This window comes from Sporosarcina sp. NPDC096371, assembly GCF_044762865.1.
Classification (GTDB): domain Bacteria; phylum Bacillota; class Bacilli; order Bacillales_A; family Planococcaceae; genus Sporosarcina.
The window spans coordinates 301,648-323,337 of the sequence record NZ_JBIWFE010000001.1; the positions used below are offsets into that span (position 1 = coordinate 301,648).

Annotated in this window: 22 protein-coding genes; 15 read left to right on the forward strand and 7 right to left on the reverse strand. The window is 42.3% G+C overall.

All coding sequences use genetic code 11. The annotated features are described in order from the left end of the window. Positions 1-29: 29 nt before the first annotated feature. Positions 30-689: a potassium channel family protein gene (locus tag ACIQ0H_RS01335; protein WP_403409800.1), complete on the forward strand. Its 660-nt coding sequence runs from the start codon at positions 30-32 to the stop codon at positions 687-689. A 101-nt stretch (positions 690-790) separates the two neighbouring features. On the opposite strand, the gene rnjA is transcribed toward ACIQ0H_RS01335, so the two are convergent. The 3 genes from rnjA to def form a co-directional block, all read right to left on the reverse strand. Then, complete coding sequence (gene rnjA / locus ACIQ0H_RS01340; RefSeq protein WP_403409803.1) at positions 791-2,458, reverse strand: ribonuclease J1; 1,668 nt, start codon at positions 2,456-2,458, stop codon at positions 791-793. 2 nt (positions 2,459-2,460) lie between these two features. Further along, on the reverse strand, positions 2,461-2,670 hold the full coding sequence (locus ACIQ0H_RS01345; RefSeq protein ID WP_203246083.1) for an RNA polymerase epsilon subunit: 210 nt from the start codon (positions 2,668-2,670) through the stop codon (positions 2,461-2,463). Between the two features lie 262 nt (positions 2,671-2,932). Next, entirely contained in the window at positions 2,933-3,490 is a 558-nt protein-coding gene (gene def / locus ACIQ0H_RS01350) for a peptide deformylase (protein ID WP_403409806.1), read from the reverse strand. 48 nt (positions 3,491-3,538) lie between these two features. Between def and ACIQ0H_RS01355 the strand changes: the two genes are divergently transcribed. From ACIQ0H_RS01355 to ACIQ0H_RS01385, 7 genes are all read left to right on the forward strand, one after another. Further along, the gene (locus ACIQ0H_RS01355; RefSeq protein ID WP_403409809.1) at positions 3,539-4,267 is read left to right on the forward strand and encodes a YkyA family protein; all 729 of its coding nucleotides are present in this window, start codon (positions 3,539-3,541) and stop codon (positions 4,265-4,267) included. A 267-nt stretch (positions 4,268-4,534) separates the two neighbouring features. Beyond that, positions 4,535-5,650, forward strand: coding sequence for a pyruvate dehydrogenase (acetyl-transferring) E1 component subunit alpha (gene pdhA, locus ACIQ0H_RS01360; protein WP_403409812.1), 1,116 nt, complete (start codon positions 4,535-4,537; stop codon positions 5,648-5,650). A gap of 3 nt (positions 5,651-5,653) precedes the next feature. Beyond that, on the forward strand, positions 5,654-6,631 hold the full coding sequence (locus ACIQ0H_RS01365; RefSeq protein WP_403409815.1) for an alpha-ketoacid dehydrogenase subunit beta: 978 nt from the start codon (positions 5,654-5,656) through the stop codon (positions 6,629-6,631). A 36-nt stretch (positions 6,632-6,667) separates the two neighbouring features. Further along, positions 6,668-8,002 carry a dihydrolipoamide acetyltransferase family protein gene (locus tag ACIQ0H_RS01370; protein ID WP_403409817.1) on the forward strand — a complete coding sequence of 445 codons (1,335 nt, stop codon included), beginning with the start codon at positions 6,668-6,670 and terminating at the stop codon, positions 8,000-8,002. Between the two features lie 4 nt (positions 8,003-8,006). Next, complete coding sequence (gene lpdA, locus ACIQ0H_RS01375; protein ID WP_403409820.1) at positions 8,007-9,419, forward strand: dihydrolipoyl dehydrogenase; 1,413 nt, start codon at positions 8,007-8,009, stop codon at positions 9,417-9,419. A 185-nt stretch (positions 9,420-9,604) separates the two neighbouring features. After that, a complete protein-coding gene (locus ACIQ0H_RS01380) occupies positions 9,605-10,570 on the forward strand; it encodes an NAD(P)H-dependent flavin oxidoreductase (RefSeq protein ID WP_403412294.1) in 966 nt (321 codons plus the stop codon). Positions 10,571-10,585: 15 nt separating this feature from the next. Further along, positions 10,586-10,864, forward strand: coding sequence for a UPF0223 family protein (locus ACIQ0H_RS01385; protein ID WP_403409823.1), 279 nt, complete (start codon positions 10,586-10,588; stop codon positions 10,862-10,864). An 85-nt stretch (positions 10,865-10,949) separates the two neighbouring features. Here ACIQ0H_RS01385 and ACIQ0H_RS01390 read toward each other — a convergent pair whose 3' ends face one another. Then, a complete protein-coding gene (locus tag ACIQ0H_RS01390) occupies positions 10,950-11,579 on the reverse strand; it encodes a YktB family protein (protein ID WP_403409825.1) in 630 nt (209 codons plus the stop codon). Between the two features lie 158 nt (positions 11,580-11,737). Between ACIQ0H_RS01390 and ACIQ0H_RS01395 the strand changes: the two genes are divergently transcribed. Then, a complete protein-coding gene (locus ACIQ0H_RS01395; protein WP_403412297.1) occupies positions 11,738-11,935 on the forward strand; it encodes a hypothetical protein in 198 nt (65 codons plus the stop codon). Between the two features lie 314 nt (positions 11,936-12,249). Further along, complete coding sequence (locus ACIQ0H_RS01400; protein ID WP_403409827.1) at positions 12,250-13,044, forward strand: inositol monophosphatase family protein; 795 nt, start codon at positions 12,250-12,252, stop codon at positions 13,042-13,044. Positions 13,045-13,183: 139 nt separating this feature from the next. On the opposite strand, the gene ACIQ0H_RS01405 is transcribed toward ACIQ0H_RS01400, so the two are convergent. Then, complete coding sequence (locus ACIQ0H_RS01405; protein WP_403409830.1) at positions 13,184-13,369, reverse strand: YlaF family protein; 186 nt, start codon at positions 13,367-13,369, stop codon at positions 13,184-13,186. A 98-nt stretch (positions 13,370-13,467) separates the two neighbouring features. Between ACIQ0H_RS01405 and typA the strand changes: the two genes are divergently transcribed. Then, entirely contained in the window at positions 13,468-15,297 is a 1,830-nt protein-coding gene (gene typA / locus ACIQ0H_RS01410) for a translational GTPase TypA (protein ID WP_403409832.1), read from the forward strand. A 90-nt stretch (positions 15,298-15,387) separates the two neighbouring features. After that, positions 15,388-15,723, forward strand: a complete 336-nt coding sequence (locus ACIQ0H_RS01415) for a YlaH-like family protein (RefSeq protein WP_403409835.1) — start codon at positions 15,388-15,390, stop codon at positions 15,721-15,723. Positions 15,724-15,744: 21 nt separating this feature from the next. On the opposite strand, the gene ACIQ0H_RS01420 is transcribed toward ACIQ0H_RS01415, so the two are convergent. Beyond that, a complete protein-coding gene (locus ACIQ0H_RS01420; RefSeq protein ID WP_403409838.1) occupies positions 15,745-15,948 on the reverse strand; it encodes a YlaI family protein in 204 nt (67 codons plus the stop codon). Positions 15,949-15,962: 14 nt separating this feature from the next. After that, positions 15,963-16,463: a molybdopterin-binding protein gene (locus tag ACIQ0H_RS01425; protein WP_403409841.1), complete on the reverse strand. Its 501-nt coding sequence runs from the start codon at positions 16,461-16,463 to the stop codon at positions 15,963-15,965. A gap of 183 nt (positions 16,464-16,646) precedes the next feature. Here ACIQ0H_RS01425 and ACIQ0H_RS01430 point away from each other — a divergent pair, with 183 nt between their 5' ends. From ACIQ0H_RS01430 to pyc, 3 genes are all read left to right on the forward strand, one after another. Beyond that, positions 16,647-16,928, forward strand: a complete 282-nt coding sequence (locus ACIQ0H_RS01430) for an Fpa/YlaN family protein (protein WP_403409844.1) — start codon at positions 16,647-16,649, stop codon at positions 16,926-16,928. A gap of 63 nt (positions 16,929-16,991) precedes the next feature. Continuing rightward, entirely contained in the window at positions 16,992-18,155 is a 1,164-nt protein-coding gene (locus ACIQ0H_RS01435) for an FtsW/RodA/SpoVE family cell cycle protein (RefSeq protein ID WP_403409847.1), read from the forward strand. A gap of 18 nt (positions 18,156-18,173) precedes the next feature. Further along, positions 18,174-21,611: a pyruvate carboxylase gene (gene pyc, locus ACIQ0H_RS01440; RefSeq protein ID WP_403409850.1), complete on the forward strand. Its 3,438-nt coding sequence runs from the start codon at positions 18,174-18,176 to the stop codon at positions 21,609-21,611. Positions 21,612-21,690: the final 79 nt, after the last annotated feature.

Genomic DNA, 21,690 nt, shown 5'->3' on the forward strand with positions numbered 1-21,690 from the left:
ATCCAGTAAGCGGATTGGGGAGATGCTTTGTGAAGAAAGAATTTGTAGTCATTGGGTTAGGTCGTTTCGGTGGAAGCATCGTTAGAGAATTAATCGAACTGGATGCAGATGTCATGGCCATTGATATTTCATCTGAACGGGTAGATGAATATGCTCAAATTGCAACGCAAGCCGTGGTAGCTGATACAACGGACGAATCGGCCCTTAAATCATTGGGTATTCGAAATTTTGGGCATGTCGTTGTAGCAATTGGTGATAACATTCAAGCTAGTATTTTAACGACGCTTATGTTGAAAGAGATTGGTGTAGAGAAAATCACGGTGAAAGCTCAAAATGATTATCATGAAAAAGTATTAAGAAAAATTGGGGCTGACCAAGTTGTTCACCCGGAGCGGGATATGGGGATTCGAATAGCCAATAATATGGTATCGAATAATATACTCGATTATCTTGAATTATCGGATGAGCATTCGATTGCAGAAATTAAGGCGAGTGATAAACTTGCGGGCGCTACCTTGATTGAACTTAACATTCGTGCTAGATATGGTGTTAATATTGTTGCCATCAAACGTGGAAAACAAATTCTTGTGTCACCCAAGGCGATAGAGAAGATTCAACGCGAAGATGTTTTAATCGTCATTGGTTCGGATGCGGATATTCACAAGTTTGAGAAAAAGGCGCTTCATTAAAATATCGAAAGTGGACCGAAAATGGTTAATCAACAGGTGTGTTAAAATAAACGTAAAAAAATCCCGCTATGCACATCGAAATGTGTATAGCGGGATTTTTGTTAAACTTCCATAATAACAGGAAGTACCATAGGTTTACGCTTAGTTTTATCATATAAATAAGGCCCGAGGACATCAATGATTTCACTTTTTAGTGCAGCAACATCAGCTGGTGAGTTGGCAAGTTTTCGTTGCATTTGTTTAGAAAGCATTTGCTGTGCTTCGTGAATCATTGTGCCGGATTCACGCATATAAACAAATCCTCTAGAAATAATATCAGGTCCTGACACAACGCGGTTTCGCTTCATGTCGACTGTTGCTACTACAATGACAAGACCATCCTCTGAAAGGATTCTGCGGTCTCGAAGAACGACATTGCCGATATCACCGATACCACTGCCATCAATGTAGACATCACCAGAAGGGATGCGCCCAGCAAGGCGTGCTTCATCATGAGTTAAGGCAAGTACATCACCGTTGCCCATGATAAAGGTGTTTTCCCGTGGGACATCACAGTCAACAGCAAGATTTGTATGCATTTTCAACATCCGGTATTCACCATGAATTGGCATGAAGAATTTAGGTTTGATCAGTCTAAGCATTAGTTTCTGCTCTTCCTGTGAACCGTGCCCGGATGTATGGATATTATTTAACGAACCATGTAACACTTCAGCACCTGCGCGGAATAATGCATTGATTGCCTTATTAACGCTTAGCGTATTACCTGGAATTGGAGAAGACGAGAAGATAACCGTATCCCCAGGATGAATTTGAACTTGTCGATGCGTTCCGTTGGCGATACGTGAGAGTGCTGCCATCGGTTCGCCTTGACTCCCGGTACAAAGGATCATTACTTCGTTTGCGGGAAGTCTGTTCAATGATTGTGTATCGACAAACAATTCCTTCGGTGCAATGATGTAGCCAAGTTCACGCCCGATTGTAATCGCGTTATCCATACTGCGACCAAACACCGCGATTTTACGGCCGAATTGCTGAGCAGCTTCGATCACTTGTTGAAGTCTGTGAATATTTGAAGCGAATGTTGCAAATATGATGCGGCCATCCACTTTTCTAAAAATATCATTCAAGCTGTCTCCGACTTTACGCTCAGACATTGTGAAGTTTGGAACTTCAGCGTTTGTACTGTCTGATAGCAAGCAAAGGACACCTTCACTTCCGATTTTCGCCATTTTCGTCAAGTTTGCTGGTTCCCCAACAGGTGTAAAGTCAAATTTGAAGTCACCTGTATGGACGATGTTACCAGAAGGTGTCTTGACGACGACGCCGAAAGCATCCGGAATACTGTGTGTTGTCCGGAAAAATGATACTGAGGTCTTGCGGAATTTAATGACATCATCTTCGTCAATCGCAATCATTTTTGTTGTTCGTAGTAGACCGTGTTCTTCCAGCTTATTGCGCAATAATCCGAGCGCAAGCTTCCCACCGTATACAGGGACATTGATTTTTTTCAGTAAGTACGGAATGCCTCCGATATGGTCTTCGTGACCATGGGTAATGAATAGACCTTTGACCTTGTCCACATTTCGTTCAAGATACGTGTAATCAGGAATAACGTAATCGATTCCTAGTAACTCGTCATCAGGAAATTTAATGCCGGCATCGATCAAGATGATTTCATCTTGGAATTGCACACCGTATGTGTTTTTACCGATTTCTCCTAGTCCGCCTAAAGCGAAAACGGCTGTTTCATTATTTTTAATCGCTTTCATTTTTAAACCTGCTCGAGCTCGAAATATGGTGCTGCCTGCTCGTGTTCAAGGTGTGCACCTTCAAGAAGTTGGACAAATTCGATACTGTAGTTGCGTGATTTCAACTTCTCGCGGACAGACCTTTCCGAGTCCGCTTCGATGTACATGCTTTGTGTGTTTTCGCGGACAGGTACTTGTAGCATGTTTTCTTGATAATAGACTTTATAAATCATCGTTTGCTCTCCTTTTTACGTTCGATTGAACTGATTCTCTTTATAGTAGCATGACACTTCCTTAAAATAAAGAAAAGCTCACCAATTTGTGGTTGGTGAGCTAAGATATCAGGCGATTGTTTTTTTACCGAGAATGCCATTCAGCCGCTTTAACAGTTTACGTTTAAGGCGTTTGTACATGGCTACATCACTTCCTCGGTTCAATTATACCTTTGTCTAAACTTTCTGTCAAGTTATTTATACCTTGACACATAGGCATTTGTTAATCGCGTTCAAAAGGAATGGCACCTGGAATTTCCTTGAAGGGTGATTTTTTATCGATATGATCATAGAACATGACGCCATTTAAATGATCAAGTTCGTGCTGGAAAGCTATGGCGGCGAGTCCTTTTAACCGTTTTTTGTATTCTTTCCCTTCGAGATCGAATGCTTTAATGGTAATTCTCGCATAGCGGGGTACATAGCCTTCTACATCACGGTCAACAGATAGGCAACCCTCTCCGGCGCTTAGATAAGTCTTTTCGACGGAGTGGCTGACAATTTTGGGATTAATGGCGATGATGCTCAGTGGCTCACGATTTTCCTCTGTAATATGTAGTGCAAATATTTTTTTTGATTTATCCACTTGCGGTGCGGCTAAGCCGATTCCAGGGCGCAGGCCATATTGATCACAAATAAGTTCGTTTTGGCTGTTTTGGACATAATTCATTAAATCCTCGGCTAACTTCCGGTCTGCCTCGGATAGTGGAAATGTTACTACTTCTGCAACTTTGCGAAGGGCAGGGTGTCCTTCACGAACGATATGTTCCATTAAAATCATCGTACAAACTTCCTTTCGGGTATACTTATTCTAAATAGTATAATCGAATTGGAAAAACGGGGCAAAGAAATGCAGCGCAAACTTGAATATAGAAATGTGAAAAGCTATAGTTTAAGGGGAATCGAGGGGATTATTTTGAAGGGAATTTTGACGGGATTCGTATTCACGGCAGTGCTGATGCTAACTGGCTGTAATATCGAATCATCAATTGAAAAACAATTAGCAGATACGATGACAGTGATGAATAGTGCAGAAAAAGATTATCGGCTGGCTCAAGACGAATTGACAGAACTTGAGAAAACCGAACAACAACTATTCAATGAAACTATGAAATTGACGCAACAACAGCAGGAGGAACTGACGCTTAAAGTGACTGAGCTTGAAGCATTACTTGGTCAACGACTTGATAGGCTCCAAAAGGAGGAGGCGGCGATAGACAAAGCGAAGGCTACCGCTACTGACTTTGATGCAATTATTAAAGAAGCTGATGAACAAGAAAAAGGTACAATCCAGAGATTGAAGGTTGCTGTAGATGAGCGCTACGCATATCACGCTGAATTTATAGCGGCGTATAAAAAACTAGCGGCACTGCAGGAAGAATTGTACAAAATGTTAAGTACGGACGGTACTCAATTATGGGAGTTAACTGAACAAGTCGATAAAGTGAATTCACAAAATGTGACAGTCCAGGCTGTAGTCACTACTTTTAATGAGTCGACTGAAAAGGTTAATATCGTAAAAGAGGATGTTTTTACAATTTTACAGACTGATAAATGAGGAAACCAAAGGGCGGAGGCACGTTTTTCTGCTCTTTTTTGTTTATTTGAAAAGGTAAATTTTTCAGTATTCTATTATACTACAGATATATTATTGTGCTAATACAGTTCGATACTTACTACCAATTCCGACATTGGCGGCAGACAATAAGGCATGCGAATCCTATGATTGACCATTGTGTTTTGATTCAGTATACTGAGAAGTGAAATATTGTACTAATCGATACATCGCTGATTCATAATACAGTTATAAAGGAGAGTTGCCGAAATGGCTGCAAAAACAGACAAGCAGTTCGATCCGGTGAAGACACTTCACACGATTGAAGATCAGTTTGAAATGTTCCAGATTTTGAATGAAGAAGGCAAAATCGTCAATGAGGAAGCTAATCCGAATTTATCTGACGATGAACTTGTTGAATTAATGACACGCATGGTATATACAAGAATTTTGGATCAACGTTCTATTTCGTTGAACCGTCAAGGTCGTTTAGGATTCTATGCACCAACAGCGGGACAGGAAGCTTCCCAACTAGCTTCTCACTTTGCACTTGAAAAAGAGGATTTCATCCTTCCAGGATACCGTGATGTTCCTCAAATGCTTTTCCATGGTCTACCACTAACTAAGGCATTCTTATGGTCACGTGGGCATTACGAGGGTGGAGCGATTCCAGAGGGTGTCAACGTATTCCCGCCTCAAATTATTATCGGTGCACAATATATTCAAGCAGCAGGTATTGCGCTTGGCTTCCAGAAACGTGGAACGAAAGCGGTTGCAATGACGTATACAGGTGATGGTGGTACTTCACAAGGTGATTTCTATGAAGGTATCAACTTTGCCGGAGCTTATCGTTCTCCTGCAATCTTCATTATTCAAAATAACCAATTTGCGATATCTACACCTCGTGGATTACAAACAGCGGCGAAAACACTTGCACAAAAAGGGATTGCAGCGGGTATTCCAAGCATCCTAGTTGACGGCATGGATCCACTAGCTGTGTATGCGGTTACACGCGACGCAAGAGAGCGCGCAATCAACGGTGAAGGACCAACGCTTATAGAGACAATGTGTTATCGTTACGGACCACATACAATGGCAGGAGACGATCCGACACGTTACCGTACATCAGATACGGATAATGAGTGGGAAAAACGTGATCCGCTTATCCGTTTCCGTACATATCTTGAAGGAAAAGGTATTTGGAATGAAGAGAAAGAAAACGAAGTCATTGAACGTGCTAAGGAAGAAATCAAAGTTGCTATCAAAGAAGCAGATGCAGCACCTAAGCAAAAAGTAAGTGATTTCATTAACATTATGTACAAAGGTGAGCTTCCATATAACTTACAGGAACAGCTTGCGATCTACACGGAAAAGGAGTCGAAGTAACCGATGGCACAAATGACGATGATTCAAGCCATAACCGATGCAATGCGCACGGAGCTAAAAAATGATGAAAACGTTCTCGTCTTCGGTGAAGACGTTGGAAATAACGGCGGAGTATTCCGCGCAACAGAAGGTTTACAAAAAGAATTCGGTGAAGACCGTGTATTCGATACGCCACTTGCGGAATCTGGAATCGGTGGGCTTGCAATTGGACTTGCTTTTACAGGATTCCGTCCAGTAATGGAAATCCAGTTCTTTGGTTTCCTTTACGAAGTCATTGACTCTGTAAGCGGACAACTTGCTCGTATGCAGTTCCGTAGTGCAGGACGATTTAATGCGCCTGTTACGATTCGTTCACCATTTGGTGGAGGCGTTGCGACACCTGAGATGCATGCTGATAGCCTCGAAGGTCTTGTAGCTTCTCAGCCTGGTTTGAAAGTAGTTATTCCTTCTACTCCATACGATGCGAAAGGACTTCTTATTTCCGCTATCCGCGATGAAAATCCAGTAATTTTCCTTGAGCATATGAAACTTTACCGTTCATTCAGACAGGAAGTTCCGGAAGAAGAGTATTCAATTCCATTGGGTAAAGCGGATGTGAAGCGTGAAGGAACAGACCTTACGGTTATCACATATGGTGCAATGGTTCATGAAAGCTTAAAAGCAGCTGAAGAGCTTGAAAAAGAAGGCTATTCACTGGAAGTTATCGATTTGCGCACAATCCAACCGCTTGATATTGAAACAATCATTGCATCTGTTGAAAAAACAAACCGTGCAATTGTTGTCCAAGAAGCGCAAAAACAAGCGGGAATTGCAGCAAACGTTGTGGCTGAAATCACAGAACGTGCAATTCTTAGCCTAGAAGCACCAGTACTTCGTGTTGCAGCACCGGATACAATCTATCCGTTTGCTCAAGGCGAGAATGCATGGCTACCAGGTGCAAAAGACATTATCGAAACAGCTAAAAAAGTTTTGACATTCTAATATTATTGATCGATAGAAAAAGAAAGGGTGAATCACGTGGCATTTGAATTCCGTTTACCAGATATCGGGGAAGGAATCCATGAAGGTGAAATCGTTAAGTGGTTTGTTGCTAAGGGCGATAAAATCAATGAAGACGATACACTTCTTGAAATCCAGAACGATAAGTCAGTTGTAGAAATACCTTCGCCAGTAACAGGTACAGTCAATGAAATCTTCGTTACAGAAGGCACAGTTTCAATCGTAGGAGACTTATTGATTACTTTTGATGCGCCGGGCTATGAAAACGTTGGGGGCGAGCAACAGGCTGAAACTGAAGCGCAAGTCCAAGCGACGGCTGAAGCAGGCCAATCGATTGTAAAAGAGGAAGCACCTAAAGAAACTGGAGCTCCAGTAGCTAACGTTCAAGCACAAGTTGACGTTGATCCAAATCGTCGAATTATCGCAATGCCGTCTGTGCGCAAAATTGCACGCGAGCAAGGTGTTGATATCCGTCTGGTTGCAGGTACTGGTAAAAATGGTCGCGTGTTGAAGGAGGATATCCAAACCTTCCTAAATGGCGGACAAGCGCAAGTGGAAACAGCGACACCTGCTGTATCTCAAGAAATTGAGCAAACAGACAGCGCTGTTCAAGAAACACCAGCTCAGGCTCCAGTGTATCTTGAAGGTGATTTCCCAGAAACGCGTGAAAAAATGTCAGGAATTCGAAAAGCGATTGCCAAGGCAATGGTCCATTCGAAACAAACTGCGCCGCACGTTACATTGATCGATGAAGTTGATGTGACAGAACTTGTTGCACATCGTAAAAAGTTCAAAGACATCGCAGCTGAAAGAGATATTAAGTTGACGTATTTACCGTATGTTGTGAAGGCGCTTGTCTCCACATTACGTGAATTCCCAGCGCTGAACACGTCACTTGACGATGCAACGCAGGAAATTATTCAAAAACATTATTACAATATCGGAATTGCGGCAGATACAGAGCGTGGACTACTTGTGCCTGTTATCAAGCACGCAGACCGTAAATCTGTATTCGCAATTTCAGATGAAATTAATAGCCTTGCAGTGAAAGCGCGTGACGGTAAATTGTCGGCTGCGGAAATGAAGGGCGCATCATGTTCTATCACGAATATCGGCTCTGCAGGAGGACAGTGGTTTACGCCAATTATTAACCATCCTGAAGTGGCAATTTTGGGAATTGGCCGCATTGCAGAAAAACCTATCGTAAAAAATGGTGAAATTGTAGCGGCACCTATGTTAGCATTGTCATTGGTGTTTGATCACCGAGTGATTGATGGTGCAACGGGCCAACAAGCATTGAATCATCTGAAGAAATTGCTCGGCAATCCAGAATTACTATTAATGGAGGCGTGAACAAATGGTAGTAGGAGATTTTCCAATCGAAGTTGATACACTTGTCGTAGGGTCAGGACCTGGAGGCTATGTTGCAGCAATTCGTGCAGCGCAATTGGGTCAAAAAGTTATAGTTGTTGAAAAAGGAACTGTTGGTGGCGTGTGTTTGAACGTAGGATGTATTCCTTCGAAAGCACTAATCGCTGTCGGACATCGCTATGCAAATGCTAAAAACTCTGATTCAATGGGTATTACAACGACTGGAGTTAAACTAGATTTCGCAAAAGCGCAAGCGTTCAAAGACGGTGTCGTTAGCAAGTTGACGGGCGGGGTTTCAGGCCTTCTTAAGGGAAATAAAGTTGACTATGTTGAAGGTGAAGCATACTTCGTCGATAGCAACACAGTTCGTGTTATCAAGGAAGATTCTGCACAAACATACAAATTCAAAAACGCAATTCTTGCTACGGGATCACGTCCTGTTGAAATTCCGACTTTCAAGTATACAAAACGTGTTATTAACTCAACAGGCGCATTGAGCCTTTCTGAAGTTCCAGCTAAACTTGTTGTCATCGGTGGCGGTTATATCGGTACTGAACTAGGGTCTGCTTTTGCAAACCTTGGATCAGAAGTAACTATTATCGAAGGCGGCAATGATATTCTTGCGGGCTTTGAAAAGCAAATGACGCAAATCGTTAAAAAAGGCTTGAAGAAAAAAGGCGTAGAGATTGCTGTTAAAGCATCTGCAAAAGGTGTTGAAGAAACGGACACTGGCGTTACGGTTACATACGAAGTTGGCGGCGAAGAGAAAAAAGTCGAAGCTGATTATGTTCTTGTGACAGTTGGTCGTCGTCCGAATACGGATGAAATCGGTCTAGAAGAGATGGGTATCAAGTTCCTTGAACGTGGTCTTATCGAAGTCGATAAACAATGCCGTACAAGTATTCCGAACATCTATGCAATTGGTGATATCGTTCCAGGTCTTCAACTTGCACATAAAGCTTCTTATGAAGCAAAAGTGGCTGCTGAAGCGATTTCAGGTGAAAAATCTGAGGTTGATTACTTGGCGATTCCGGCTGTTTGTTTCACAGATCCTGAACTTGCGTCTGTTGGCTTGAACGAACAACAAGCGAAAGACGAAGGGTATGACGTTGTAGCAGGGAAATTCCCGTTTGCTGCGAACGGACGTGCACTTGCACTTGATGCGACAGAAGGATTTGTTAAAGTTGTATCACGTAAAGAAGACGGTCTTCTTCTTGGTGCGCAAATCGTCGGTGAAAATGCATCTGATATGATTGCTGAACTTGGTCTTGCAATTGAAGCGGGAATGACGCTTGAAGATATCGCTATGACAATTCACGCGCATCCAACATTGGGAGAAATCTCAATGGAAGCAGCGGAAGTTGCATTGGGTAAACCAATTCATATGATTGTAAAATAAGTTAATACTATAAGAGATTATGACCGTCTATGGGGGAGCGAGGCTACCCTGTAGGCGGTTTTTTATGTTAGTCGCGTCATTATTCGCCGATAAGTTGTTCCCGAGCACCAATACTTGGGTGATGAACGCCGATTTCGTGCTACTATTACAGGTAGAGAAATGATACATATGGGGGTGCCTGATTGATGATATGGAAAACAAGGGTAACGGAGCTACTTGGTATTCAGTATCCAATTATACAGGGGGGATTGGCCTATCTGGCGTATGCCGAACTAGCTACGGCTGTGTCAAAGGCGGGTGGACTGGGACAGATTACGGCTATGAGTCTGGAATCACCAGATGCATTGCGTGCGGAAATCCGCAAAGTGCAAGCGATGACAGATAAACCGTTTGGTGTGAATTTTGCAATTGGCCAGCATGGGCGTCCGTATGCCCATATGGTGGAGGCTGCGCTTGAGGAGGGAGTCAAAGTGATGTCGGTGACAGGTGGAAATCCCGCGCCGTTTTTTGCTCAACTTGCACATACAGATGTGAAAACACTCGTCCTCGTTGCTGCGAAACGCCAGGCGCAAAAAGCGGAAGAATTAGGTGCGGATGCTGTAATGGTTGTGGGTCAGGAAGGTGGAGGCCATTTGGGACGCGATGATATCGGCACGATGGTATTAGTGCCGCAGGTTGTCGATGCTGTTTCGATTCCGGTCATTGCTTCAGGGGGGATTGGAGATGGTCGTGGCTGGATGGCTGCGCATGCGCTTGGTGCGGAGGGGATTGAGATGGGCACACGCTTCATCGCTACAGCAGAGTGTGTTCACGCTTCACAAGCTTATAAGGATGCGCTGTTAGCTAGTGGTGAGATGGATACGACAGTCATTAAGCGAACGCTTGGAGCTCCAGCACGCGCACTTGCGGGGAATTGGACGGAAAAGATACTTGAGATGGAAGTGCAGCAAGCGACATACGAAACGTTGAAAGATTATATTAGTGGGGATGCGAATCGACGTTTTATTCATGATGGGGATGTCGACAATGGTTTTGGGTGGGCAGGACAAGTGATAGGACTAATCGATGATGTTCCGACAGTATCGGACTTATTCGAACGAATGGTAACGGAGGCGGCTGCAATTCGCGCTAGCTGGAATTTCGAAAAATGAAGGGAGAAGTTGTAAGTGGATTATAATTATCCGATTAGACATGACTGGACAACTGCGGAAATGATTACAGTTGTGGCGTTTTACGAGGCAGTGGAAAAAGCGTATGAATCAGGTATTTTGAAAGAACAGTTGATGGATGCCTATCGTAGTTTCAAAAAAGTAGTTCCTTCTATGGCTGAAGAAAAGACGCTAGACAAGGAGTTCGAGGAAGTCAGTGGTTATGTGATTTACCGTGTTATAAAGACAGCTAAAGGGGCTGTTGATGGTGAAATGATAAGAGGAGTGCGGCGTTAAGCTGCACTCCTTTTTTGTGTTTTGCCGTATTAAAAAATTTTGATTTTGGATAAACTATTCGATAATCCAAAATCTCCGCAGTAGCTTATTTTCTACCGATCAAGACATCATAAACCGAAAGTAGTTGGTCAAATGTCTCCTCGGCAAATACCATAAACTCATCGTTAGATAGGGCGGCGGCGTCTTCGCGTGATAAGTGACGTCCAACAAGAAATTCTGCTTTTTTGACGGTTTGGAGTCTGTCTAGCAGAACGTGAAGTCCGTCTGCTCCAGTTTCGGCAATACTTACAGCTTCAGGCTTCATATGATCGCCAGATACAATATAACTTGCTGGTAATGAAGTAAGGACATCTAATTGGCCGCTTAAACGTTCCGCAATTCCCTTTTTGTCGGGATTTTCATAAATAACGGCTAAAATAATAAAAAGATGTGTCCCCCATAAACCGATTTGAAAGTGAGGAAGTGCCTTGTAGCCACGTTTTGCTGGCGCAAATGCTACCCAGCTATCCCTTGGCGGATTTACGGTTCTTCTCGCATGTTTCGCAACATGTGGATAAAATTCATCTGTACCATGCGCGGAAAGGCGATCTGCAAAATGTCTACCTAGTATTGTAAATTTCGGTTGAATTTTATTTTGGAGGGCCTCCATTCTGTTCTCAAGCCCTGCAATTGAAAATACATCAAAATCATCTATTACCCAAAAATGGTTCTTCAAAGTCAATCCCCCAATTAGATATTCACGTTTATCTTAACAGAAAACGGGGAACAATCTTTAGTAACAAGGCTTATAACTAATGCAGATTTAAACTGCGGCATATTGTAATTATAACTAACGGAAAATTTGGACTATATCCAGGAGATGGGGTGTTGATTATGAAACAAGTTGTCCATGTCATTCGAAAGGCGGATGTTGAGAAAGAATATGTCAGGCTACTAAACCTTGAATTGGATTATGAATTGGCTACGTTGTTTGATGCTTTACAGCAAAATGATGCAAAGCAGAAAACGAAAAGTAAACGTAGGCTCATGGAGATTCGTCACGAATTGGAGATCTTAAATGGCTTTGCATAATCAGCATCGGTTTACCAAAAAGGACATCCCGTCACATCCTTCGGAAACGAAGAATGTGTAATGGGGTGTTTTTTTCGTTATACTATGATTAAGAGGTTTTACTTGAATCAGCAGATGCCTAAATTCCCTGTTTGCCTGAGCCATCGGCAACCATTGTAGGGAATTTAGGAGGGCTGTCTTAGGTTGCGGCGTCCTGTTGCAATGACTGCATAACCTACAAGGGAGGATGTGGTTCGCCTATAGGATTCAAGCGCAATTCAAATTTTGGCCGCGGTTACGCCAAGGTGTAACCGATAGTGGGGAGTGATGATGCCATGAACTGGGGAAATATTGATCGTTATGCGAAGTCTTTGATCAAAGAAGCGGGTCATATAATCCGTAATTCTTTTTTTAACCAGATTGACATTGACTCAAAAGCAGATGTCAATGATCTGGTCACAAATATTGATCGGGAAGTAGAGCAGTTTTTTATCAGTAGGATTAAACGAGATTTTCCGGAGCATCGAATTTTAGGTGAAGAAGGATTTGGAGATGTTGTTCAAACGCTAGATGGTGTTATTTGGATGCTGGATCCAATTGATGGGACGATGAATTTTGTTCATCAAAAACGAAATTTCGCAATATCGCTTGGCATTTACGCAGATGGGGTCGGAATGCTTGGTTACATATACGATGTGATGAGGGATGACTTTTACAGTGCGGCAAAAGGTGAAGGGGCATACTTAAATGATGAGCGGCTACCGCAGCTAGAGATTACACCCCTTGAGCAAGCTGTTATTGGGATTAGTGCAAGTTGGTTAGCCCCGAATCGCTATGTGGACAATGAAAAAATCATGGAGCTAGTCCAACATTGCAGGGGAACAAGATCGTATGGCTCTGCTGCGATTGAACTGGCTTATGTTTCGGCTGGCCGAATCGATTCGTATATATCTATGCGATTATCGCCTTGGGATATTGCTGGAGGTATGGTAATTGCAAGGGAGGTGGGTGCAGTCGCAAGTAATATGCAAGGGGAAGCACCACATTTGCTTGGTCAAGAACCATTCATTGTTGCGAGACCAGGGCTGCATCATGACATCTTAACGAATTATATTCGGATGAAAGAATAAGAAGAGCGTAAACGCCTAGGCGCTGGAGTCTAGACACGACTCCAAGTTAAAAAGCGTATACTTTCTTTGCTCTAAAAAAAGAACTGCCCATAGTGCCGGTTTTTCCGGTTACTTGGCAGTTCTTCAGAAGTGAATAAGACTAGAGAGCACCTTGCTCGCGCATTCTTTTTTTTGTTTTGAATCCATTGCCCATTATCAGGATAAGCGCAAGGATAGCAAGCAGAGCAATGGGTATGCTACGCATAGCAACGGCTACACCGATTGCGCACATAGATGCAATTGCGGCGATGGAATAAAAGACGAAAATCCATTTGATGTTTTTCAAAAAAATCCCTCTATCCGTAGAAAATGTTTTTGTATTGTGTCATCATGTGTTATGATAACACAGTTAATCACCTGAAAAAAGAATAATGGAGTGAAATCATGACTAAAACACGCAATGATTTACGTAACATAGCAATTATCGCTCACGTCGACCACGGAAAAACGACGTTAGTCGATCAACTTTTGAAACAATCGGGCATTTTCCGTTCTAACGAACAAGTAGATGAACGTGCCATGGACTCGAATGAAATTGAACGCGAACGCGGAATTACAATTCTTGCAAAGAATACAGCAATTGAATACAAAGATACAAAAATCAACATTTTAGATACACCTGGTCACGCTGACTTTGGTGGCGAAGTGGAACGGATTTTGAAAATGGTTGACGGCGTTATTCTCGTTGTCGATTCATACGAAGGCTGTATGCCACAAACGCGTTTTGTACTAAAAAAAGCGCTTGAAGAAAACATTAAGCCGATCGTTGTTGTTAACAAAATCGACCGCGAATTTGCACGTCCAGAAGAAGTTGTCGATGAAGTACTTGAGTTGTTCATCGAACTAGACGCTAATGATGAGCAATTAGATTTCCCAGTTGTTTATGCATCTGGATTTAACGGTACAGCGAGCTTGTCTCCAGACCCAACTTCACAGGAAGATACGCTACGTGTGCTTTATGATGCAATTATTGAGCATATTCCAGCGCCAATCGACAATAGTGAAGAACCATTACAATTCCAAGTGTCACTTCTTGACTACAGTGACTATGTTGGACGGATCGGTATTGGACGTGTGTTCCGCGGAACGATGAATGTTGGTCAACAAGTTTCTGTATTGAAACGTGATGGCTCTGTGAAGAACTTCCGTGTAACAAAAATGTCAGGGTTCCTTGGCTTGAAACGAATAGATATTCAAGAAGCTAAAGCAGGCGATTTGATTGCGGTATCTGGTATGGAAGATATCGACGTTGGTGAAACGATTTGTCCGGTAGATCATCCAGAGGCGCTACCTGAACTATTCATCGATGAGCCGACGCTTCAAATGACATTCTTGGTCAACAACAGTCCATTTGCAGGAAAAGAAGGTAAATGGGTAACTTCGAGAAAAATCGAAGAACGTCTTGAAGCGCAATTGCAAACAGATGTCTCACTTCGTGTAGATCCAACGGATTCACCAGATGTGTGGACAGTTTCAGGACGCGGGGAGCTTCACTTGTCGATTTTGATTGAAAACATGCGTCGTGAAGGATTCGAACTACAAGTTTCGAAACCATCTGTTATCGTAAAAGAAATCGACGGTATTCGTTCGGAGCCAGTTGAGCGTGTGCAAATCGATATTCCAGAAGAGCATACGGGTTCAATCATCGAATCGATGGGTGAGCGTAAAGGTGAAATGATCGATATGGTCAACAATGGTAACGGACAAGTTCGACTTACTTTCAATGTACCGGCCCGTGGATTAATTGGTTATTCAACTGAATTCTTGACGTTGACTAGAGGGTACGGAATTTTGAATCACACATTCGATTCTTACCAGCCAATGGCAAAAGGAAAAGTTGGAGGACGTAGAAATGGTGTACTTGTTTCTATGGAGAACGGAACAGCTACACCTTACAGTATCATGCAGCTAGAAGACCGTGGTACTATGTTCGTTGCCGCTGGAACTGATATCTATGCAGGAATGATCGTCGGTGAAAATACACGCGAAAACGATTTGACAATCAACTTAACAAAAGCTAAACAAGCGACAAACGTCCGTTCAGCTACGAAAGATCAAACTGTTACAGTGAAAAAACCACGTATTATGTCACTTGAAGAAGCATTACAATACTTGGATGATGATGAGTATTGCGAAATCACACCAGTTTCAATTCGACTTCGTAAGAAGATACTTGATAAAAATGAGCGTGAGCGTTCGCAGAAGAAGAAATAATACAATTATCCGGAAAGGTATTACCTTTCTGGATAATGTTATTACTTCCGGTGTATTTGAAGATGTGCACTATAGAAGGGACTGTGTTGAATGAGTGTTGGGGAAACGGAACTCGTAATGGGACGGATGTCGGGTATTGCAAGGTTCATTTATGAAGTGATGCCTTCTGACGATGCAGCTGGTTACGTGCTTTTAGCCCTTGTCTTTCTCATGTCGGCAATTGTTTATAAACTTGGGTTTGCTCAGAAACTACCACTGTTAAAAAATATAATAATCTATATATCTTTGTTCATTGGTTGTTTAGTATTGACGTTTTTAGCATTATTCCTTCCAATCGTAGAAGGACTAATTGTAGCGGCTTTGATTTTAATCATCTACCGCGTCCGCAGAATGAATGAATATAAAAAAGAAGACTCTGTTGCATAATCGCAACAGAGTCTTCTTTTTTTAAAAATTGTTTTCGATAGAGTGCGAGCTGCGCCGGAAAACAAAATTTCCGGTCGCGATACGAGCAATTGTTTTATCGGCAATTCGCTCGTTGCACTGATCACACATATACGTATGAATAGGACGGTTCCTCAGTGTTTTGGCTAAAGGTGCATCGTCTGGGAGTTGTCCAACTTCATCGCAAATGACACATTTAACGCGCATTGGAAGTCCTCCTTTTAGTCGATTCTAATCGCGGTGACATCTCGAATTGGTGAGTCTGTATTTGAACCATCTTTCAAGAGGACGTGTACCAGACCATCATTGATAAGTGGTTTGCCATCTTCACTAAATTTGAAGATGAATTCTTCTGCCTCTGCAATTGGAAACGAGTGGCTTGTACCATCGACTATTTCAAAAGTAAGTGTGGTGGCATCTTTAGCGGGCTCGGCGATTTTTAAAAAATGATTGAGTAGAATGCCATAGGTACCTGTTAACACTTTTGTTTTTTCAAATTTCTTTTCTGTTTTCAATGTGGGTGGAAATGTTGCACCCTCCATAATTTCGCGTGACCAATGCTTACCCATTTCTTTTTTATATTCTTCAAGATCGTCTTTTTCAATATGACTATCAGTAAAGAAAGTTTTCAAATCAATCCGGCGATCATCAAAAATCCAAACGCCTGGATCGAGTGTTATTGCATAACGCACATTACCTTTAATCGGAATTATTGCTTCCAAGTCCATATCCTCCTACTATTAAAAAAGCTTTTTCATCTAGTATAACGCTTTAATGGCCTTTGGAAAAGGAATACAGACTTGTTGTGAAGAGTTAAAGGGGAAACACTTGCATTTTTCTGTTTCAAAAGTTACAATTTATTCATAATAACCGTTAAGAAATAAAAGGTTGATGGGGGCGTCCTCATGGAGATAGACTTACAAGAAACCTATCAGGAAAAGGCATTGAAGCAACTTCAAGCCGATGCTGATAAGATTGCACAACTTATCAAAGTGCAAATGGACCATTTGACGATGCCGCAATGCCCTCTATACGAAGAAGTGCTAGACACACAGATGTATGGGTTGGCCCGTGAAATTGATTTTGCAGTAAAGCTAGACCTGATTGATCGTCAGGGCGGGAATGAAATCCTTTCTTTACTTGAGAAGGAAATGACAGTCTTGCACGAACTATATACGAAAAAATAAGCTGAAAACTCAAACTGACATAAAGGTTTGGGTTTTTTGTTTAATGATAATGAGGTCATGACGATGAAAACATATATGAAACGAATATTACGGAATTTTGACTTCCCGCTATTCTTTGTCTATCTGCTACTTTGTTTGTTTGGCCTTGTGGCAATTTATAGCGCTAGTATGGTCTGGGCTGTTAGCGAATATGGATATGAACCAGACCATTTTTATATTGGACAACTGCGTAATCTAGCCCTTGCCATTCCTGCTTTTTTTCTTGCGTCCTTATTTCCTTATCAAAACTATAAGAGAAAAGGGGTAATGGCTTCAGCTTTAATTGTTATGTTTTTGTTCTTATTCCTCGTTCATGTTATTGGATTTGGTGGAGATGTTGGTGCCCAAAGTTGGATTGCCCTTCCAATTGGTAATATTCAACCGTCTGAATTAGCGAAACTAGTAATCATTGTATACTTTGCTAGTGTCTTCGCTAAGAAGTATGAAGCTGGGACGATTGACAACCTTAACCAAGCGATTGTGCCACCCGTTATTATTCTGGCCATAGCGGTAGCGTCAATTATGACAGAGACAGATATTGGGGCATCGATCATCATCATAGCGGCTGCCTTGTCTGTATTAGCGGCTAGTGGGATTAAAAAGCAAACCTTTATAAAAATGATCGGAATCGTTTCTATAGCTCTCGTTCCGGTAGTCATCGGTATGTATTTTGCGTGGGATTTCATAATGACAGATAGTAGGAAAGGTCGTCTTCTTGCGTATTTAAATCCCTTTGATTATGCCTTAGGTTCGGGGTTTCAGGTTACCAATGGATATATTGCTATCGGTAATGGGGGCCTCCAAGGTCTTGGATTAGGCAACTCCGTTCAAAAGCTTGGGTATTTACCTGAACCACATACCGACGTCATCATGGCGGTCATTTCTGAAGAAATGGGATTAATCGGAGCGATTATTGTGATAGGTGGACTAGGCTTCATCGTTATGAGGGCTTTATGGATTGCACTTCAGGCAAGAGATCCGCATGCTCGAATGCTAGCTGCCGGAGTTGGTAGTTTAATTGGCATTCAATCATTCGTCAATTTAGGTGGTTTGACGGGACTAATTCCACTTACGGGGGTAACCTTGCCGTTTATTAGCTATGGCGGAACTTCAATTATTCTGTTATCTTTAAGTTTAGGAATATTGATGAATGTCTCAATGTTCGTAAAATATGAAAAAAACAAATAGAAAAGGAAGTGCCTTGTGATGGATAAGATTAAGAAAATCCTAGTTGCTAACCGCGGGGAGATTGCTATCCGTATTTTTCGTGCTTGTACGGAGCTGAATATTCCTACAGTAGGGATCTATTCAACAGAAGACAGTGGGTCATTCCATCGCTACAAGGCAGATGAGTCATACCTTGTGGGGAAAGGGAAAAAACCCATCGATGCTTACCTGGATATTGAAGGGATTATCGCACTAGCCAAAGACTCCGGCGCAAACGCTATACACCCGGGCTATGGTTTTCTTGCTGAAAATGTAGACTTTGCACGACGCCTTGAAGAAGAGGGAATTATTTTTATCGGTCCGACTTCGAAGCATCTTGATATGTTTGGAGATAAAGTGAAAGCTAGAGAGCAGGCAATCAAAGCAGGAATTCCTGTGATACCTGGTACTGATGGCCCCGTTACTTCCGTTGAAGAGGTCACTGCTTTTGGGGATACGAATGGCTATCCGATTATTATTAAGGCATCTCTCGGTGGTGGCGGACGTGGAATGCGGATTGTCAATGCTGCTGACGAAGTTCTTGAGGCATTTGAACGTGCTCGGTCAGAAGCGAAGTCAGCATTTGGTTCTGACGAAGTATATGTTGAAAAATATGTTTTTGAACCAAAACATATCGAAGTACAAATACTTGGAGATACATACGGTAATGTCGTCCATCTGTACGAACGAGACTGTTCGATTCAACGTCGCCATCAGAAAGTGGTGGAGATTGCACCTTCCATCTCACTTGAGGATGGACTGCGTGAACAAATTTGCGATGCTGCCGTAAAATTAGCGGAAAATGTCGGATATATCAATGCGGGTACTATGGAATTCCTCGTTGCTGATGGCCGCTTTTATTTCATCGAAGTAAATCCTCGTATCCAAGTTGAACATACGATTACAGAAATGGTAACGGGAATTGATATTGTTCACTCACAAATCCATATTGCCGATGGAAAAAATCTTCATGAAGGCGAAGCGAGTATCCCGGCACAAGATAAGATTCCTTTATTCGGATACGCCATTCAATCTCGTGTAACGACAGAAGACCCACTAAATGACTTCATGCCGGATACAGGTAAGTTAATGGTTTATCGATCTGGTGGTGGATTTGGAGTCCGACTGGATGCGGGTAATGGTTTCCAAGGGGCTGTCATTACACCGTACTATGATTCTTTGCTTGTTAAAGTATCTACGTGGGGAATGACATTCCGTGAAGCTGCATCTAAAATGGACAGAAATTTGCAGGAATTCAGGATTCGTGGTATTAAGACGAACATTCCGTTCCTTGAAAATGTAGTGAAACATAACAATTTCCTAACGGGGAACTATAATACAAGTTTTATTGATTCAACGCCAGAGCTGTTTTTGTTCCCGAATCGAAAAGACCGTGGAACAAAAATGTTGAATTATATCGGGAATGTCACGATTAATGGATTCCCTGGGATTGGGAAACAATCGAAGCCTGTATTCCATCCTGTCAGAAAACCAGTAGTGGACCTGTTAACACCACCAACACCTGGGACGAAGCAAATATTGGATGAACGGGGTGCAGAAGGGCTCGTCAAGTGGATCAAAGAACAAGATGATGTTCTATTAACTGATACAACGTTCCGTGATGCGCACCAATCTCTACTGGCGACTCGCGTACGAACTTCTGATATGACGTCGATTGCCGCGGAATCTGCTAGACTAATGCCAGATTTATTTTCGTATGAAATGTGGGGCGGCGCAACATTCGATGTTTCTTACAGATTCTTGAAAGAAAGTCCATGGGACAGGCTATTGAAACTGCGTGAACAAATTCCTAATGTGCTGTTCCAAATGCTATTCCGTGGTGCCAACGCTGTCGGTTACACGAATTATCCTGACAATGTCATTCGCGAATTCGTTAAAAAGTCGGCCGAAGCAGGGATTGATGTATTTAGGATATTCGATAGCTTGAACTGGATTAAAGGAATGGAAGTTGCCATTGATGCGACACGTGACGCTGGTAAAGTCGCGGAAGCTGCCATCTGTTATACAGGGGATATCCTTGATGATTCACGAGCGAAATACACGGTTGGCTACTATAAGGATATGGCAAAGCAACTGGAAGCAGCCGGTGCTCATATTTTAGCAATCAAAGATATGGCCGGATTGTTGAAACCGGAAGCTGCATATCGACTAATTTCCGAATTGAAAGATACTGTGGATTTGCCAATACATCTGCATTCGCATGATACAAGCGGTAATGGAATTTATATGTATGCTAAAGCGATTGAGGCGGGTGTAGACATTGTTGACACGGCCTTAGGATCAATGGCGGGTCTAACGTCACAACCTTCAGCAGGCTCACTTCATTATGCGCTACAAGGCGGTAAACGCGGTGTCCGTGCAAATGTTAAATCACTTGAGGATTTATCCTATTACTGGGAAGATGTCAGAAAGTATTATCAACACTTTGAAAGTGGCATGATGAGTCCGCATTCGGAGATCTATGTGCATGAAATGCCTGGCGGCCAGTATTCGAACTTGCAACAACAAGCTAAAGCAGTAGGCTTAGGCGAACGTTGGGAAGAAGTGAAGGATATGTACTCTCGCGTCAATTTACTATTTGGTGATGTTGTGAAAGTGACTCCTTCATCTAAAATAGTTGGCGATATGGCATTATTTATGGTTCAAAACGATCTTGATGAAAAATCAGTCCTGGTTCGCGGGAAAACAATTGATTTCCCAGAATCAGTCATTGAATTTTTTGAGGGTTATATTGGTCAGCCGTATGGTGGATTCCCAGAGGAACTACAAAAGGTCATCTTGAAAGAGCGTGAAGCAATCACTGTGCGCCCTGGGGAGTTGCTAGAGGCAGTCGATTTCGAACAGTTAAGGAATGAACTGAATGGTAAGTTGGAACGTCCAGTGACAAGCCATGAAGTACTTTCATACGCATTGTATCCAAAAGTATTCGATGAGTATTCTCAGACGAATAATGAGTTTGGCGATGTATCGGTGATTGATACGCCTGAATTCTTATACGGAATGCGTCTTGGTGAAGAAATTGAAGTAGAGATTGAAAAAGGAAAAACGTTAATCGTTAAGCTAGTGTCGATTGGCGAACCACAATCAGATGCAACAAGAGTGCTCTATTTTGAAATGAATGGTCAACCACGTGAAGTTATTATTGAGGATCTGAGCGTGGAGTCTGTTACCGTTCGGAAGCAGAAGGCAGATTCGTCAAATGATGCACATATTGCGGCAACAATGCCTGGTACTGTTTTGAAAGTGGCAGTTTCAAAAGGGGCTAAAGTAAAGAGAGGCGAACATCTTCTCATTACGGAAGCCATGAAAATGGAGACAACGATTCAAGCACCATTTGATGGTACGGTAAAAGAGATTTATGCCGTTGCGGGGGAATCCATTGCGACGGGCGATTTGCTTATTGAATTGGAGCACTGATTTGACGGAAGCACTCGGAGAATTATTTCGAGTGCTTTTGTTATGATGCAAGATAAACAGGGTATGGTATAAAAGTAGG